This window comes from Shinella sp. Sh6, from assembly GCF_055392685.1.
Window position 1 is genome coordinate 184,740 of sequence record NZ_AP044007.1, and the last position, 16,396, is coordinate 201,135.

Sequence of the window (16,396 nt, forward strand, 5' to 3'; positions counted from 1 at the left end):
GACAAAAGCTATTTTGGGGCGGCTCGAACGCCGGCGGGAGGCCGGTCTTTCAGGGAGGAAAACATGAAGAAACTTGCATTTGCCGCGCTGGCGGCTGCCCTCATGGGCGGCGTCGCCCACGCCGATACGATCAAGGTCGGCGTCATCGGGCCGTTCTCCGGTCCCTTCGCGCTCCAGGGCAAGAACTTCAAGGCCGGCATCGACGCCTACATGGCGCTCAACGGCAACACCGTCGGCGACGACACCGTCGAGATCATCTACCGCGACGTCCCGACCGCCGACCCGGCGCAGTCGAAAGCCCTGTCGCAGGAACTCGTCGTCAAGGAAGGCGTGCAGTATCTCGCCGGCTTCTACTTCACGCCGGACGCCATGGCCGCAACGCCGCTGCTCGAGCAGGCGAACGTGCCGATGATCGTGATGAACGCCGCGACCTCGGCCATCGTCACCAAGAGCCCCTATGTGGTGCGCACCTCCTTCACCACCTGGCAGACCTCGACGCCGATCGCCAAGGTCGCCTTCGACGGCGGCGCGAAGAAGATCATCTCCGTGGTCAGCGACTACGGCCCGGGCATCGACGCGGAAGCCGCCTTCAAGGCCGGCTTCGAGAAGGCCGGCGGCGAGGTCGTCGAGGCGATCCGCATGCCGCTCCAGACCAACGACTTCTCGCCGATCATGCAACGCATCAAGGATTCGGGCGCCGACGGCGTCTTCGCCTTCCTGCCCTCCGGCCCGACGACGCTCGGCTTCGTCAAGGCCTTCAACGAGAACGGGCTGAAGGATGCCGGCATCAAGTTCTTCGCCCCCGGCGACCTCACGCAGGAATCCGACCTGCCGGCGCTCGGCGAGGCAGCCCTCGGCCTGACGACCACGTTCCACTACGCCGTCTCGCACGATTCGCCGGAGAACAAGAAGTTCGTGGAAGCCGCCGGCAAGGCGATCGGCAATCCCGCCGAACTCTCCTTCCCCGCGGTCGGCGCCTATGACGGCATGCATGTCATCTACAAGATGATCGAGGCGACGGGCGGCGAGCAGGACGCGGCCAAGGCCGTCGAGGCCGTCAAGGGCCTTGCCTGGGAAAGCCCGCGCGGCCCCGTCTCGATCGATCCCGAGACGCGCCACATCACGCAGAACATCTATCTGCGCGAAGTCGCCAAGGCGGCGGACGGGACCTATTACAACAAGGAAATCCAGACCTTCGAGAAGCAGGGCGACCCGGGGCTGGAAGCGGCGAAGTAAGGGGCGGCAGGCACAGAAGGGGTTGGATCCTCGGGTCAAGCCCGAGGATGACGGTGGGGAGGAAAGGTCGCGCGCTGCATCGAAGGTTGCGGCATGAGGCAACGCCGCCTCGATCCGCGGCCCTCTCTTCTTGCGTCATCCTCGGGCTCGACCCGAGGATCCACCCGCCCGGCACGAACGAACGGCCGCAAGCCCGGCAATACAGGACAGGTCCATGCAAACGATCTTCAGCATCGGTGTCGACGCCCTTGCCTATGGCATGGTGCTCTTCGTCATCTCCATCGGCCTTTCGGTGACGATGGGGCTGATGCGGGTCGTCAACCTGGCGCATGGGGCCTTCGCGATGATCGGCGGCTATATCGCCTCCTATGCGGCGCGCGACCTCGGGCTTGCCTATGGGATCGCGGTGCTGCTGGCCGTCGCCGGCACCATCCTCATCGCCATTCCCATCGAACGCTTCCTCTACCGCCGCATCTACGGCCAGCCGGAGCTGACGCAGGTGCTGATGACCATCGGCATCACCTTCTGCGTCATCGGCATCGCCAACTATGTCTTCGGCCCGACGCTGAAGACCATTCCGACGCCGGATGCGCTGCGCGAGCCCGTCAGCCTCGGCTTCCGCACCGTCTCGGCCCACCGGCTCTTCGTCATCGGCTGCGGCGCCGCCGTGGCGCTCGGCCTCTGGTACTTCATCGAGCGCACCGCCTTCGGCGTGAAGCTGCGCGCGGCGGTCGACAATGCCGCCATGGCCGCGGCCCTCGGCGTCAGGACCGAGATCGTCTATGCCGTCAGCTTCGCCGTCGCCGTCGGCCTTGCCGCCTTCGGGGGCGTCGTCGGCGCCGAACTGCTGCCGATCGAGCCCTATTACGCGCTGCGCTACATGGTGACCTTCCTCGTCGTCGTCTCGGTCGGCGGGGCGGGCTCCATTCCGGGCGCGCTCGCCGCCTGCCTACTGCTCGGCGCCATCGACACGACGGGACGCTACCTCATGCCGGAATTCGGCGAATTCTTCTTCTACCTCGCGGTCATCGCCATCGTCTGGCTCTTCCCGCGCGGCCTTGCCGGAAGGGCGAAGTAATGGCGCTGACCACGCAGTCCAACGCGGCCTCCCTCACCGGCGGACGGCTGGCGCGCGACGCCATCGGCGTCCTCGCCATCCTCGCCGTCGCCGTCCTCGGCTATTTCCTCTTCCCCAACAACCTGGCGCTGCTGACCCGCATCACGGCCATCGCGCTGCTCGTTCTCTCGCTCGACCTCGTCACCGGCTATTGCGGCGTGGCGACGCTCGGCCATGCCGCCCTTTTCGGCGCGGGAGCCTACGGCGCGGGCATCGCGGCCGCCCATTTCGGCATCACCGACCCAATCGCCATGCTCGCCGCCGGCATTCTTGCAGGCGCGCTCGCCGGCCTCGTTTCCGGCGCGGTCGTGCTGCGCGCCCACGGCCTGCCGCAGCTCGTCCTCTCCATCGCCATCATCCACCTCGCCCACGAGGCGGCCAACAAGGCTTCCGGCTGGACCGGCGGCAGCGACGGGCTCGCCGGCATCACGCCGGACGCCCTCCTGGGCCATTGGCAATTCGACCTCTGGGGCCGCACGGCCTATGTCTTCGGCATCGTCCTGCTCGTCCTCGCCTTCGTCATCCTGCGCCAGATCGTCCGCTCGCCCTTCGGCATGCTGTGCCGCGGCATAAGGCAGGATCCGGTGCGCGTCCGCGCCATGGGCGGCTCGGTGCACGGCACGCTGGTGAAGATGTATGCCATTTCCGGCGCCGTCGCGGGGGCCGGCGGGGCGCTCAACGCCATCTCCACCCAGGTCGTCGGCCTCGACAGCCTTTCCTTCACGCTTTCGGCCGAAGCGCTGGTCATGCTCGTTCTCGGCGGCACCGGCTCGCTCTACGGCGCGCTGATCGGCACGGCCGCCTTCATGTGGTTCGAGGACGTCGTCTCCGCCGCCAACCCGTTCCACTGGCTCACCATCGTCGGCGCGCTGCTGATCGCCGTCGTGCTCTTCGCGCCGAAGGGCCTCTACGGCTCGCTCGCCGCCGTCTTCGAACGCCGCGGGAGGAAAGCCCCATGAGCGCGATCTTCGACGTCCGTAACCTGAAGAAGATGTTCGGCGGCCTTGCCGTCACCAACGACGTCTCGCTCGCCATGGCGCCGGGCGACCGGGTGGCGCTGATCGGCCCGAACGGTGCGGGAAAGACCACCTTCGTCAACCTCGTCACCGGCAATCTCCTGCCCGATTCCGGCAGCGTGACGCTCGCCGGCGAGGACGTCACGCGTCTCGGCCCAACCCCACGCGTGCGCCGCGGCCTCGTGCGCTCCTTCCAGGTCACGCGCCTCTTTTCCGAGATGACGCCGGAGGAGCATGTGGCGCTCGCCATCCTCCAGCGCGAGGGCCGCTCCGGCGGCATGTTCTCAAGCCACCGCGCCATGCCGGAAGTGATGGACGAAACGCATGCGCTGCTGTCGCGGCTCGGCATCGCCCATCTTGCCCGCCACCCGGTCAGCGAGATCGCCTACGGCCAGCAGCGTCTTCTGGAACTGGCGCTGGCGCTCGCCCTCAAACCCCGCGTGCTGCTGCTGGACGAGCCGGCCGCCGGCGTGCCGCAGAGCGATACGGCACGCATCGAACAGGCGATCGCCGATCTTCCCGCCGACCTTGCCGTCCTGATGATCGAGCACGACATGGACCTCGTCTTCCGTTTCGCGAAACGCGTCGTCGTGCTGGCGGCCGGCGAGATCATCTTCGACGGATCGCCGGATGCCGTCACGAAGGACGCCCGCGTCCGCCAGGCCTATCTCGGGAGCTATGCCGATGCCCGCAGCGTCGCTTGAAATCTCCGGCCTCTCGGCCGGCTACGGCCCGACGCGGGTGCTGGAGGACATTTCCTTCTTCGCCCCCGCCGGCCGCCGCCTTGCCGTGCTCGGCCGCAACGGCATGGGCAAGTCGACACTCTTCGCCACGCTCGCCGGCCAGACGAAGCGCTACGGCGGCGAAATCCGCCTCGGCGGCGCGGCCATCGAAGGCATCGACAGCGCGGCGCGTGCCCTCAGGGGCCTCGGCTACGTGCCGCAGTCGCGCGACGTCTTTCCGACGCTGACCGTCGAGGAGAACCTCTTCGTCGGCCTCAAGGCCCGGCCGCGCGCGGCCATCGAGGAGGCCTATGCCATGTTCCCGCGCCTCAAGGAGCGGCGGAAGAACCTCGGCTCGCAGCTTTCCGGCGGCGAGCAGCAGATGCTGACGACGGCGCGCACCATTCTCGGCCAGCCCTCCGTGCTGCTGCTCGACGAGCCGCTGGAGGGGCTCGCCCCCGTCATCTGCGAGGAGCTGATGGCCGCCTTCGGCACGCTGGCGGCATCCGGCGACATGACGATCCTGCTCGTCGAGCAGCGCATCCAGAGCGCGCTCGATTTCGCCGACGAGGTAATCGTCCTCGAGCGCGGCCGCATCGTCTGGACGGGCACGCCCGCGGCGCTCGCCGCCGACCAGCATGCGGTGGAAACCCTGCTCGGCGTCGGCGGCCTGCACTGAGTCCTAGGGCCGGATATCGATCTCGCCCTGCAGGCGCACGAGCTCGAAATCGCTGATCAGCACGTCGACGCGCAACTGCCACCGGCCGGCGAGCGGAATGACGACGCCCGCGGCGCGCCAGCTCCCGTCCGCCTGCAATTCGGCCTTCCGGCGCATCGGCTCGACGCCCGCCTGCGGGTTGGAGAGCACGAACGTCACCTCCTTCGCGGTCAGCGGTTCGAACTCCGCCGAGAGGATGACGGCGGAGATGTCCACCGGTCCGGCCCCGCCCGGCGTCACCGTGACCTCCGCCATCGCCTTGTCGGAATGGATATGGATCGAGGCAGGCTCGGCGGCCGCGACGGCGAGCGCGCGCGGCGGCGGCGTGAAGCGCCATGTCGCCGCGACGGCGAAGACCGCAAGGACGATCAGGCTCTCGACGGCGATAGCCCGGCAAAGCCGGCGCACCGCTTTGGCCTCCCCTTTCGCGGCCGGGCCCGTGAGCCTCCAGCGATTGACGGCGACGAGGGCGAACAGGAGGAACAGGAGGGCGATCTTCGCCAGGAGCACATTGCCGTAGGCCGTCGAAAGGAGGGCGGCCGGCTTTCCAACCTGGACGACCGCGAGCACGATGCCGGCGAGGACGAGCAGGCCAACGCAGAGCGGGATCAACCTGGAGAAGCGGCCGAGCGCCTTGCGGCCAGCCTCCCCATCGCGCCGCAGCGCGGAGGCGAGCGGCAGGAGCGCGCCGATCCAGATCGCGATCGTCAGCGCATGCACGAAGACCGCGGGCCGCATCAGCCATTGGGGCGCGGCGGCGCTGGCATGGCCGCTCAGCGCCAGCGCGCCGCTCCCCGCAAGAAGGGCGACCAGCGAAGCGCCGCGCCGTATCGCCGGCGAGCGGGACCGCGTTGCGAGGACGGCAAGGCAGAAGGCAGCGGCGAGCACCACGACGGTCGCGCCGAAGCTCGTTGCAAGGCCGGCCTTCCACGCAGCGAGATCGAGGAGGCCGGAAAGCGGCGCACCAAGGGCGTCGAGGCCTTGCAGGCCGAGGGAAAGGACGGTCGCGAGAAGGCCGAGCAGCGTGGCCGCCCTCACCGGCGCGGGACCATCGCCGTCATCGGCGATCAGCCAGCGCACGGCGAAAACGCCGCCGATGCCGAAGAAGAGGCCCGCATAGAGCACGATCCTCGCCAGCCACAGCGCGGCGCGCACCGGCCAGTCGGCGGCGTTCGCGGCCGCCTGCGGCGCGCCGCTCGGCGCACCGATGGAAAAGATCGTGGACCCACCGACGGGGTGCCCGTCCTCCGACACGACGCGCCAGGTCAGCACATGGGTTCCCGTTCCGAGATCGGCGGGAGGCGTGATCTCGAGGGTCCGGTCGCGCAGCACGAAGGTGTCGAGCGCCCGCGCCCGCCCGTCCGGCAGGACGAGCTTCAGAACGAGGGGCGAAACCGGCTCGCTGAAGGAGAGCGACAGGGTCTTCGGCGGCGCCGCGACGACGGCGCCGTCCGAGGGCACCGCGCCCGTCAGCGCGGCATGGGCCATCGCCGCCGCCGTCAGGCAGCACCAAAGGATGCCGGTAAGGGCGGCCAGAATGCCGGATGGGCCAGGATTGCGGTTCCGCACGAACACTCTCCTCATCGCGAAGGCTTGGCCGGCGCCAGACGGCGCCGGCCGGAACGGCCTCAGTGGCCGCCCGTGGCTTCGAGCAGCTTCACACCCGGCGCGGGAAGTTCAAGGTCGTCCGCCGACTGGCCTGCGGCCGGAAGCTCGATCCAGCGTTCGGCAACGCCATCCGGGCATTCCTGCACGACGGGGAAATAGAGCGTATCGCCCGCCTTCAGGTCCTTGGTGAGGTAGACCCGGAGCACGAACTCGTCATATTCGTCGTCGCCGAGATTGCCGCCGCTCCAGACGATCTCCTTCACGCCTTCGCTGGTCGGCGTGCCGTAGTAGTCGTAGGACTTCGCATAGGCGCCCCTGACCTTTTCGAGCGTCCAGCCGGCCTTGGGCTGCGGCTTGACGGCGATCACGCCTTCCGGGATCTGCACGCGGACCACGTTGGTGGGCTTGCCTTCGCAGCCGTGCGGCACCTGGAAGATCGCCCGGTAGGACGAGCCGACCGGCGCCTCCTTCACCTGCAGCGAAACATGGGCGAAGGCGGTGCCCGCGCCGAGCACGAGGACGGCGGCGGTGACGAGGGTTCTTTTCAGCATAGTTGTCTCCGATGAAGCCGGTCATCTGCCGGCATGGTTCGGTTGGAAAGGAAAAATCGCAAAGGGGGATTGCGCGGGGCGCTGCCGGCGGCGCGAGGAACGGCGTTCGGGGTGAGACCCGCCCTGCCCCGCGCCTAGGCGTCGCGGCAGGATCCGTCCGTCATGCCGGCGGCAAGGCCGGTCCGCGGTCAGGCGATTGCCGGAGGCCCGCGCGGGTGGCCGGGAAGATCGTCATGCACCGGCCCGACAGGGGCGGCGTAGCCGTCGGGCATCCGCTGCGACGGCTGGGCAAGCGGATTGAAGAGGATGGCGACCGCCCGCTCGGTGGAAACGAAGCCCGCCGCCATGCCGCAGGCCAGCGTGCAGCAATCGGGCGCGTGGGCACGATCCTCCTTGCCGGGCGCGGGCGCCTCCTGCCGTTCGACGATATGGGTGATGCAGAGCGGATTGCCGAAGGCATCGACCGGCGAAGGGGCGGCGGCTGTCGCGAGCGACAGCGTGCCGAAAAGCGCCTGCAACGCCATCAGGACGGCGACGACAAAGGCCACCCTTCCGATCCTGCGCTGGTGCAATTGCTTTTTCATCGAACCCTCTCGGCAGGAGGCTTACCAATCAAGGCCGGGCGTGACCAGCCTCCCGCCCCAGCCTAATTGTCGCATTGTTTGTCCCGCGGCAATGAGGAGCGGCAAAACATCGGCGCCCCCGGCGGCCGCGTCACGCGCCTGGCGAAAATCCGTTCCGTTTCGGGAGATATAATTAAGCGAAATCTAACCATATCCATGTTTCATGGGCCACCCACCACAACAGGCCTCTTCCATGCGCAACATCCCGGTTATCGGCAAATTCCTCGTCATCCTCTGTGTCTTCGGCCTCTTCGTGGCCGGCGTGGCCGGCTTCAGCACGTCCCGCATCTCCTTCATCAACACGTCCTATTCGACGCTGCTGGATGAGGATTCCGAGGCGACCCTGATGCTGGCCCGCGCCAGCCGCAGCCTCGTTTCCATCCGCTCCGCGATCGCCGACATCCTGATCGCGCGCACGCAGGAGGCCAAGGACGCGGCAGCCGCCGACATGAAGCTGAGCGAAGGCTTCTTCGGCAGCCAGATGGATACCGCCATCGCCGCCGCGCCGTCCAATGCGCGGATCGGGGCCATCAAGGCCGCCGCCCTCAGCGCGCTCAACAACAATTGCGGCGCGCTGATCGCAGACGCCAAGACCGCGCTCGACGAGGCGAACATCGCCCGCACGCAAGCCGATTTCGCCGCCACCTGCATGCCGGCCTTCACGGCGGTGATCGCCGACATCACGGACGAGATCGGCAAGATCACCGAAGCGGCCGAAGCCCACCAGGCCGCCCTGCAGGAAACCGCGCGCAGCACGATCGTGACGACCGTGCTCGCCGTGGTGATCGGCCTTGCCGTCATCCTCGTCGCCGGCTTCCTTGCCGTCCGTGCCTGGATCGCCCGGCCGCTGAACGGCCTTTCCGCGACCATGGCGACGCTCGCCGGCGGCGAGCTCGACACCACCGTCGCAGGGACGGAGCGCCGCGACGAGATCGGCGGCATGGCGCGCGCCGTGCAGGTCTTCAAGGACAACGGCCTGCGCACCCGCGCCCTCGAAGCCTCCACCGAGGCCGAGCGCACGGCGGCGGACGCCGAGCGCGAGCGCAACCAGGAGGCCGAGCGCACCCGCGCCGCCGCCATGGCACAGGCGACCGGCGGGCTTGCCGAAGGCCTGAAGCGCATGGCGGGCGGCGACCTCGGCTTCGAGCTGACGCAGTCCTTCTCGCCGGAATTCGAAAGCCTGCGCCAGGATTTCAATGCCGCCATCGGCCAGCTTCGCAGCACCCTGCAGGCGGTCTCGCAGGCGACGGGCTCCATCGACAGCGGCTCGCGCGAACTGAGCCAGGCCGCCAACGACCTGTCGCGCCGCACAGAGCAGCAGGCCGCGGCGCTCGAAGAAACCGCCGCCGCGCTGGACGAGATCACCGCGAACGTCTCCCAGTCCACCAAGCGCGCGGAGGAAGCCCGCAGCAGGGCGCTGGAAGCCAACGGCTCGGCCGATCACTCCTCGAAGGTCGTTTCCGACGCCATCGCGGCCATGCAGCGCATCGAGGCCTCCTCCAGCCAGATATCCAACATCATCGGCGTGATCGACGAGATCGCCTTCCAGACGAACCTGCTGGCGCTGAACGCGGGCGTGGAAGCGGCGCGCGCCGGGGAGGCCGGCAAGGGCTTTGCCGTCGTCGCGCAGGAAGTGCGCGAGCTCGCCCAGCGCTCGGCGCAGGCGGCAAAGGAGATCAAGGAGCTGATCCGCAACTCGGCCGGCGAGGTCGAGGGCGGCGTGCGCCTCGTGACCGAGACCGGAGAGGCGCTGAAGGTCATCGGCCAGCACGTCAACGACATCAACACCCAGCTCGACGCCATCGCCACCTCGGCGCGCGAGCAGTCGGTCGGCCTTGCCGAAGTCAATGCCGCCGTGAACCAGATGGACCAGACGACGCAGCAGAACGCCGCGATGGTCGAGCAGTCGACGGCCGCCAGCACCTCTCTTGCGGCGGATGCCGACAGGCTGCGCCAGCTCGTCGGCCGGTTCCAGGTCGGAGCAGCTTCCGCTGCCTCGCCCGTCAGGGCGGCACATGCGGCCTCGCCCAGCGTCGCCTCGCCGGCACGGCGCATGATGGGCAAGCTCGCCACCGCCTTTGGCGGCGCCGCCGCGGCCCCGGCCGCGCAAGCCGGCTGGGACGAGTTCTGAGACACGCGTGCCGGGGTGCTCCCGCGCCCCGGCAACCCTATCGCCAGGACAACTGGTCCTTCGGCAGCCGCCCGCTCGGGTCGATGACGGTCACCTTGTGGGGCGGCGACGGCCCCCAGTCCCAGAGCACGAGATTGCGGTCGTCGCTTTCCGCGCCGGGCGCAAAGCTCGGAACGAGGATGCCGGCAATCCCTCCCGCACGCAGCCGGTCGTATATGGACCAGGAGGCGGGCCGTTCCCCCTCCGCAAGCGCCAACGCCCAGGTACAGGCCATGTCGTCGAAGGCGACGGAATGGGCCAGCCTGCCCTCCCGCGTCGTCAGGTCGGCGATGTCCTCGCAATCGATCTCGTAGGCGCAGAGCACGCAGGGGTCGATACGGTGCGCAAAGCCCTGGTTGGCCTCCTTCACCGCCGTCATGATGCTGAGGGCGAGATAGAGCGCGGGAACGGATTTCGGGTTGAAACGGGCGCCGCGGATCGCCGCTCCGTCACCGGAGACCGGCTTGAAGGACCAGCGCGGATCATGCGCCCGATAGCAGGTTCCGGCGAACCTCAAGCAAAACCGCCGAGCGCCATGTGGTCGAGATAGTCGCGGACGGCGGCGGCCTTGCCTTCCTTCACCAGCGCCTCGGCGGTGCGCCCGCCGAATGCGGGAAGCGGCTGGGCCCTGTACCAGGCCATGGCCTGCTCCTTGCCGCCCGCCCAGTCGGTGACGCGGCTGATGATCTCCAGCATCTCGCGCAGGCGGCCCTGCGTCTTCGCCGTGCGGCTGCGCTCGGCCCGGTAGAGCGTTTCGCGCGCCAGCCCTGCCGTCTCGGCAAGCTGGGTCTTGGACATGCCGAACCCGTCGGCAAGCGCGTTCACCGCGATCCGGCCCGAGCGATCCATATAGGAAAGGATCAGCGGTCCGTTCTGCGCTTCGATCTTCAATGCTCCGGCGGATGCCCGACTCGCCATATCCAATGCCTCTTTTTACAGGCAGAATATACGACGCCGGCCGGCAAAGTTCAATCCTCGGCTTCGGCTCAGGTCTCCCGCACGCGCATCAGCCGGAAGACCGCGGCCGCGCCGGCGACCACGGTAAGCACGCGCACGAGATGATGCACCACAACGAAAGGCACTTCCACGTCGAGGAAGAGCGCGATGAGGCTCATCTCGGCGACGCCGCCGGGCGAATAGGCGAGCACATAGGCAATGAACCTGTCGCCGCCGGCCAGCGACAGGAGCGACGAGAACAGGAGCGTCGACAGCAGCATGAGGACCGTCGCGCCCGCTGAAAGCACCATGGCCCGCAGCACCATGCGCGGCGAGGCGCCGGCAAAGCGGTAGCCGATCGTCGCGCCGATCACCACCTGCGCGGCGGCAAGGGCCGCCGCCGGGAGCTCGAAATCCGTTACGCCGGCAAGATGGAGCGTGGCGCTGACTAGCATCGGCCCTAGGAGGAAGCGGGCCGGCAGCCTGAGGAGCACCCCGAGCACGGCGCCGCCGGCCGCGGCTCCGAGGAACCAGGCGGCATCGTCCATCGAAACCGCGGCTGTGCCTGCCGAAACGACGCCGGAGCGGTCGATGTCGAGGCCGGTGAAGGTCTCGATCAGGAAAGGAAGCGTCAGGACCACGAGGAAGATCCGCGCGGCATGGATGAGCGCGATCATGCGCTCGTCGCCGCCCTTTTCCGAGCCGAGCGTGATCATCTCGACGAGGCCGCCGGGCATGGCGGAGAAATAGGCGGTCACCGGGTCGAGTCCGGCGATGCGCCGGAAATAGGTGAAGGCCAGCCAGCCGGTGAGCGCGATGAAGACGACGAGGCCGAGGAGCGAGACGATCCAGGCCCCGGCATGGCTGAAGACCTGCGGCAAGAAGGACGTTCCGAGCATGGCGCCGATCACCGCCGTCATCGGCGGGCGGGCATGCCGGGGAAGCGACACCGGAACATGCAGGAAGGTGCAGAGCGCCGTCGCCAGCATGGCACCGAGCAGCCAGGCGAGCGGCATGTGCACCAACCACATCAGCAAGCCGCCCGCAGCGGCGATGGCGAGCGTCAGCGCAAACCGCCCCGCCGACCGGGCCGTCGTCATCCGCCTCACGGATGCGCGCGCTTCAACGCCCCCTCATGCTCGGCGTCGATGGAGCGCTCCTCGCCGGTGGCGATCATGGTGCGCGTCGCATCGATGGAGGCATAGACCCAGAAGATGCGCATCGGCCTGTCGGTGGGGTTGATGAAGCGGTGCGGCACGTTCGCCGGGATCCAGGTCGTGTCGTTCGTGCCGAGACGGTGCTGCACCCCGTCGATCTCGGCGATGGCCTCGCCCTCGATGACCATCACGCTCTCTTCGCAATTGTGCTTGTGGAGGCCGATGGCGGCGCCCGGATCGAAGGCGGTGATGCCGTTGATCATGCTGGTGGAGCCGCATTTGCGGGTGACGAGCGGCGTGGTGCGGGCGCCGTTGCCGCGGTCGTTCGTCTTCAGTTCCCCCGGGCGGAGGATGGCGGGCTGCGCTGTCATGGTCTTTCCTCGCTTTCCGGGCGGGCCTCAGCGGGCCGGGCCGACCCATACCGTCTTGATGTTCACGAATTCGCGGATGCCGTAGACGCCGAGCTCGCGGCCGTAGCCCGAGCGCTTGATGCCGCCGAAGGGATAGCGCGGATCGGAGGCGACCATGCCGTTGATGAAGACGGCGCCCGCCTCGATCTGGCGCGCAAGCCCGTGGGCGCGGCCGATATCCCGCGTCCAGAGCGCCGCGCCGAGGCCGAATTCCGTCTGGTTGGCAAGCGTCACCGCCTCCGCAGCGTCCTTCACGCGGATGATCGCGGCGACCGGGCCGAAGGTCTCCTCGCAGAAGGCGGCCATGTCCGGCGTCACGTTGTCGAGCACGGTCGGCGGATAGTAGAAGCCGGCGCCGCCGAGCGGCTTTCCGCCGGCTCTCAGCGTGGCGCCCGCCGCAAGCGTGCGCTCGACCTGCCCATGCAGGCCGGTCATCAGGTTCTCGCGGGCCATCGGCCCGATATCGGTGTCGCGCTCCATCGGATCGCCGATCTTCAGCGCCGCCACGCCTTCGAGGAAGAGGTCGACGAAGCGGTCGGCGACGGCCTCCTCGACGATGAAGCGCTTGGCGTTGACGCAGGACTGGCCGACATTGACGTAGCGGGCCTTGACCGCGACCTTCGCCGCCGCTTCGAGGTCGGCATCGGCCAGCACGATGAAGGGATCGGAACCGCCGAGTTCGAGCACCTGTTTCTTCAGCGCCTTGCCCGCCTGCGCGGCCACGATGGCGCCGACCTCCGTCGATCCGGTCAGCGTGACGGCCGCGATGCGCTCGTCGGCGATGATGCCGGCGACCTTCGACGGCTCGATCAGGAGCGTGGCGAAAAGGCCCTCGGGGCAGCCCGCCTCCTTCATGACCTCCTCGATGGCGAGCGCGCATTGCGGAACGTTGTTGGCGTGCTTCAGGATCGCGCCGTTGCCCGCGGCGAGCGCCGGCGCGGCAAAACGAAAGAACTGCCAGAACGGGTAGTTCCACGGCATGATCGCCAGCACGACGCCGAGCGGATCGAAGACCACAAGGCTCTCGCTGGCATTGGAGGCGACGGGCTCGTCCGCCAGGAATTTTGCGGCGTTTTCGGCGTAGAAGTCGCAGTTATAGGCGCATTTCTCGATCTCGGCCTCCGCCTCGGCGATCGGCTTTCCCATCTCGCGGGTGATCATTGCCGCATAGCGGGCCTTGCCGGCGCGCAGCACGCGGGCCATCGCGGTCAGCAGGGTGCAGCGCCCGGCGACCGGCACCTTCCTCCAGGCGGCCTGCGCCGTCTTCGCCGCGCCGAGCGCGCGGTCGACATGGGCATCGTCGTGCAGCGCATGGCGCGCAAGCTCAAGGCCGTCGGCCGGATTGATGGAAACGATCATGCTCTTCTCCTGGTGTGGTCCTGCTGCGCACGCCAGGCCGGCAGGAAGCCGAGGCTTTCCGCGGTGGCGGCGGACGAGGGAACGAATTCGAAGCCGATGGCGCCATCGAAACCCTGCGCGTCGAGCGCGGCGAGGACGGCCGTGAAATCGATGGCGCCGGTGCCCGGCTCGTGGCGTCCGGGATGATCGGCGATATGGACATGCCCCAGCCGGTAGCCGTTTGCCGCGATCCAGGCGGCCGGGTCGATGCCGGATGCAGCCGCGTGGAACGTGTCGAGCAGCAGGGAAACGTTACCGGGGCCGAAGACATCCTGCACCCGGCAGGCCGCTTCCAGCGTGGAGAGCGCGTAGCCGGGAACAGCCGCCGCGCCGATGGCCTCGATGAGGATCTTCACCGGCGTCCCAGCCGTCCGTTCGACGGCATGATGCAGGTTGGCGAGATAGACGCCCTCGGCCTCGCGCGCATCCTCCGGGCGCGGAATGCCCGCCATCGGATGCAGGTAGGGCACGCCGGCCGCGACGGCGAAATCGAGCGCCCTGTCGAACGCCGCCCGGAACTCTTCCTGCCTGCCGGGAAGGGCGGCAAGCCCCTTCTCGCCTTTTGCCGCGTCTGCGAATGCGAAGGGCATCTGCGCAAGGCGCAGGCCGTGCGCCGCCAGCAGGCCGGCGAGCACTACGGGGTCGAGGGTATCGTCGTGAGGATGCTCGACGGCATCGAACCCGGCGGCGGCCGCCGCGGCGAAACGCTCGGCAAAGGGCAGTTCCCGGAAGAGATAGCCGATATGCGCGGAAAAGGAATTGCGCTTCCCGTGCCTGCCGCCCAGCCTCGCCGTCCTCATGGGTCTCTCCTTCGATCAATAGCCGCCGAAGACGGCGTTCAGCTCGGCGACGTTCTCCGCCGTCAGCAGGCGCTTCGGCGCATCGCGCAGCAGGACCAGCAGCTTTGCGGTCTCCTCCAGCTCCTCTGCGGCATAGACCGCCGAGGCGATGTCCCTGCCGCTGACGACCGGGCCGTGATTGGCGAGCAGCACGGCGGCATGGCGGCCGCCGAGCGCCCGGATCATGTCGCCCATCCGCTCGTCGCCCGGCTTGACGTAAGGCAGCAGCTTCACCTTGCCGACGCGCATGACGACATAGGGCGTCAGCGGCGGGACGCAGTCGTCCGGATCGGTATCGGCAAGGCACGACAGCGCCGTCGCGAAGGTCGAATGCAGATGGACCACCGCGCCCGCCTGCGGCCGCGTCTCGTAGAAGGCCCGGTGCAGGAAGACTTCCTTGGAGGGCCTGTCGCCCGACACATGGTTGCCCGCGCGGTCGAGCTTGGAGATGCGGGCCGGGTCGAGAAAGCCGAGGCACGAATTCGTCGGCGTCATCAGGATTCCGTCCTCGACGGCGGCGCTGATATTGCCGGCCGAGCCGACCGAGAAGCCGCGGTCGAACAGCGACGTCGACAGGCGGGCGATCTCCTCGCGCAGCTTGTTTTCCGCACTCATCGTCCAGCCAGCCTTTCCAGCGCCTTGGCGAAGAAATCGGGGGCGCCGAAATTGCCGGACTTCAGCGCGAGCGCCACCGGCCGTTCCCCGGCGGAGAGCAGCACCGGCACGCCCGGATCGATCTCCGCCCCAATGGCGAGCGCACCGAGATCGAGCGCCGAGACCACCGCGCCGGAGGTCTCTCCGCCGGCAACGACCAGCCGCCGGATACCGGCCGCAACCAGCATGCAGGCTGTCTCAGCAAAGAGGGCATCGAGCGACGCGGCGACGCGCTCGCGCCCGAACCGCGCCTGCAGGGCCTCCACCTCCTCCGGCGTTCCCGAGGAATAGGCGAGCGGCGCCCTGCCCCCGTTTGCGAGGAGGAAGGATGCCACGTCCGTGGCGCGCACCGTTCCCGCGACGACGCCGGCGACATCGATGGCGAGCGTCGGATGGTCCCGGCGATGGATCTCGACCTGTTGCCGCGTCGCGCCGGAGCAGCTTCCGGCAAGAATGGCCTCCGGCCCGTCGAGGCCGGCGGCATTCGCGCCCGTGCCGCTCGCAAGGCCGCTCTCGATGAAGTTCGCGGCAAGGCCGATCGCGATGCCCGAGCCGCCGGTGACGAGAGGATGCCCGGCCGCCGCACGGCCGATGGCGGTAAGGTCCCCGTCCGTGATCGCATCGACGATGACGAGCGTGCGGCCCTTAGCGCCGTTCTCCCGCAAGGCCGCCTCGATTGCGGCAGGGCCGCGCTGAACGGTCGCCATATCGATATGGCCGACCTCGGTTTGCGTCTGGAGGCGCAGCCAGCGACGGATATCCGCATCCGTCATCGGGTTCAGCGGATGGTTCTCAAGGCCGGATTCATCGAGGAGCCGGTCCTTCACGAAAAGATGGCCCTGGTAGACCGTCCGGCCGGCACCCGGAAAGGCCGGGCAGGCAATCACGCCCCTGACGCCGAGCGCCTCCGCCAGCGCTTCGGCGACCGGGCCGATATTGCCGGCCGGCGTGGAATCGAAGGTCGAGCAATACTTGAAGACGACCTGCCGGCAGCCCTGGTCCAGCAGCCAGCGGAGCGCGGCAAGCGACTGCTCGACGGCAAGTGCCGCAGCGATGGACCGGCTCTTCAGCGCGATGACGCCGGCCTCGACGGCCGGATCGGCCGCCACCTTCGGAATGCCGAGATATTGCACGGTGCGAAGGCCGCCCCCGCCGGAGAGCCCCTTGGCGAGCGTGTTGGCGATGTCGCTCGCCCCGGTGAAGTCGTCCGCAATGACGCCTAGCAGCATTGAATGGTCACT

17 protein-coding genes are annotated in these 16,396 nt (G+C 68.5%); 6 read left to right on the forward strand and 11 right to left on the reverse strand.

The features are described 5' to 3' along the window. Positions 1–63 precede the first annotated feature (63 nt). The 5 genes from ACZ5TO_RS23040 (at position 64) to ACZ5TO_RS23060 (ending at position 4,770) form a co-directional block, all read left to right on the forward strand. Positions 64–1,236 (forward strand): ABC transporter substrate-binding protein, encoded by a 1,173-nt coding sequence (locus tag ACZ5TO_RS23040; RefSeq protein WP_184142390.1) that lies wholly within the window; start codon positions 64–66, stop codon positions 1,234–1,236. A gap of 214 nt (positions 1,237–1,450) precedes the next feature. After that, positions 1,451–2,314 carry a branched-chain amino acid ABC transporter permease gene (locus ACZ5TO_RS23045; RefSeq protein ID WP_464801287.1) on the forward strand — a complete coding sequence of 288 codons (864 nt, stop codon included), beginning with the start codon at positions 1,451–1,453 and terminating at the stop codon, positions 2,312–2,314. Continuing rightward, positions 2,314–3,312 carry a branched-chain amino acid ABC transporter permease gene (locus ACZ5TO_RS23050; protein ID WP_464801288.1) on the forward strand — a complete coding sequence of 333 codons (999 nt, stop codon included), beginning with the start codon at positions 2,314–2,316 and terminating at the stop codon, positions 3,310–3,312. The genes ACZ5TO_RS23045 and ACZ5TO_RS23050 overlap by 1 nt, the downstream gene beginning before the upstream one ends. Continuing rightward, positions 3,309–4,073: an ABC transporter ATP-binding protein gene (locus ACZ5TO_RS23055; protein WP_184142396.1), complete on the forward strand. Its 765-nt coding sequence runs from the start codon at positions 3,309–3,311 to the stop codon at positions 4,071–4,073. The genes ACZ5TO_RS23050 and ACZ5TO_RS23055 overlap by 4 nt, the downstream gene beginning before the upstream one ends. Beyond that, positions 4,054–4,770, forward strand: coding sequence for an ABC transporter ATP-binding protein (locus ACZ5TO_RS23060; RefSeq protein WP_464801289.1), 717 nt, complete (start codon positions 4,054–4,056; stop codon positions 4,768–4,770). The genes ACZ5TO_RS23055 and ACZ5TO_RS23060 overlap by 20 nt, the downstream gene beginning before the upstream one ends. A 3-nt stretch (positions 4,771–4,773) precedes the next feature. On the opposite strand, the gene ACZ5TO_RS23065 is transcribed toward ACZ5TO_RS23060, so the two are convergent. From ACZ5TO_RS23065 to ACZ5TO_RS23075, 3 genes are all read right to left on the reverse strand, one after another. Continuing rightward, entirely contained in the window at positions 4,774–6,378 is a 1,605-nt protein-coding gene (locus tag ACZ5TO_RS23065) for a copper resistance CopC/CopD family protein (RefSeq protein ID WP_464801290.1), read from the reverse strand. A 59-nt stretch (positions 6,379–6,437) separates the two neighbouring features. Continuing rightward, positions 6,438–6,968 carry a YcnI family copper-binding membrane protein gene (locus ACZ5TO_RS23070; RefSeq protein WP_464801291.1) on the reverse strand — a complete coding sequence of 177 codons (531 nt, stop codon included), beginning with the start codon at positions 6,966–6,968 and terminating at the stop codon, positions 6,438–6,440. Positions 6,969–7,156: 188 nt separating this feature from the next. Then, positions 7,157–7,552, reverse strand: coding sequence for a hypothetical protein (locus ACZ5TO_RS23075; protein ID WP_464801292.1), 396 nt, complete (start codon positions 7,550–7,552; stop codon positions 7,157–7,159). Between the two features lie 232 nt (positions 7,553–7,784). Between ACZ5TO_RS23075 and ACZ5TO_RS23080 the strand changes: the two genes are divergently transcribed. Then, the gene (locus tag ACZ5TO_RS23080) at positions 7,785–9,722 is read left to right on the forward strand and encodes a methyl-accepting chemotaxis protein (protein WP_464801293.1); all 1,938 of its coding nucleotides are present in this window, start codon (positions 7,785–7,787) and stop codon (positions 9,720–9,722) included. A gap of 37 nt (positions 9,723–9,759) precedes the next feature. Here the strand turns inward: ACZ5TO_RS23080 and ACZ5TO_RS23085 are convergent, their stop codons facing one another. The 8 genes from ACZ5TO_RS23085 to otnK all read right to left on the reverse strand — a co-directional run bounded on the left by ACZ5TO_RS23085 (position 9,760) and on the right by otnK (position 16,384). Next, positions 9,760–10,278 carry an RES family NAD+ phosphorylase gene (locus tag ACZ5TO_RS23085; protein WP_464801012.1) on the reverse strand — a complete coding sequence of 173 codons (519 nt, stop codon included), beginning with the start codon at positions 10,276–10,278 and terminating at the stop codon, positions 9,760–9,762. Continuing rightward, entirely contained in the window at positions 10,275–10,679 is a 405-nt protein-coding gene (locus tag ACZ5TO_RS23090; RefSeq protein WP_246434230.1) for an MbcA/ParS/Xre antitoxin family protein, read from the reverse strand. Before ACZ5TO_RS23090 ends, ACZ5TO_RS23085 begins: the two co-directional genes overlap by 4 nt. A gap of 68 nt (positions 10,680–10,747) precedes the next feature. After that, complete coding sequence (locus ACZ5TO_RS23095) at positions 10,748–11,797, reverse strand: AbrB family transcriptional regulator (protein WP_464801013.1); 1,050 nt, start codon at positions 11,795–11,797, stop codon at positions 10,748–10,750. A gap of 5 nt (positions 11,798–11,802) precedes the next feature. Next, complete coding sequence (locus ACZ5TO_RS23100; protein WP_464801014.1) at positions 11,803–12,225, reverse strand: cupin domain-containing protein; 423 nt, start codon at positions 12,223–12,225, stop codon at positions 11,803–11,805. A 27-nt stretch (positions 12,226–12,252) separates the two neighbouring features. Further along, positions 12,253–13,623 (reverse strand): NAD-dependent succinate-semialdehyde dehydrogenase, encoded by a 1,371-nt coding sequence (locus ACZ5TO_RS23105; protein WP_464801015.1) that lies wholly within the window; start codon positions 13,621–13,623, stop codon positions 12,253–12,255. Then, positions 13,620–14,462 (reverse strand): TIM barrel protein, encoded by an 843-nt coding sequence (locus ACZ5TO_RS23110; protein ID WP_464801016.1) that lies wholly within the window; start codon positions 14,460–14,462, stop codon positions 13,620–13,622. The genes ACZ5TO_RS23105 and ACZ5TO_RS23110 overlap by 4 nt, the downstream gene beginning before the upstream one ends. Positions 14,463–14,477: 15 nt before the next feature. Then, positions 14,478–15,116: a 3-oxo-tetronate 4-phosphate decarboxylase gene (gene otnC, locus ACZ5TO_RS23115; RefSeq protein WP_464801017.1), complete on the reverse strand. Its 639-nt coding sequence runs from the start codon at positions 15,114–15,116 to the stop codon at positions 14,478–14,480. Next, positions 15,113–16,384 (reverse strand): 3-oxo-tetronate kinase, encoded by a 1,272-nt coding sequence (gene otnK / locus ACZ5TO_RS23120; protein WP_464801018.1) that lies wholly within the window; start codon positions 16,382–16,384, stop codon positions 15,113–15,115. Before otnK ends, otnC begins: the two co-directional genes overlap by 4 nt. Positions 16,385–16,396: the final 12 nt, after the last annotated feature.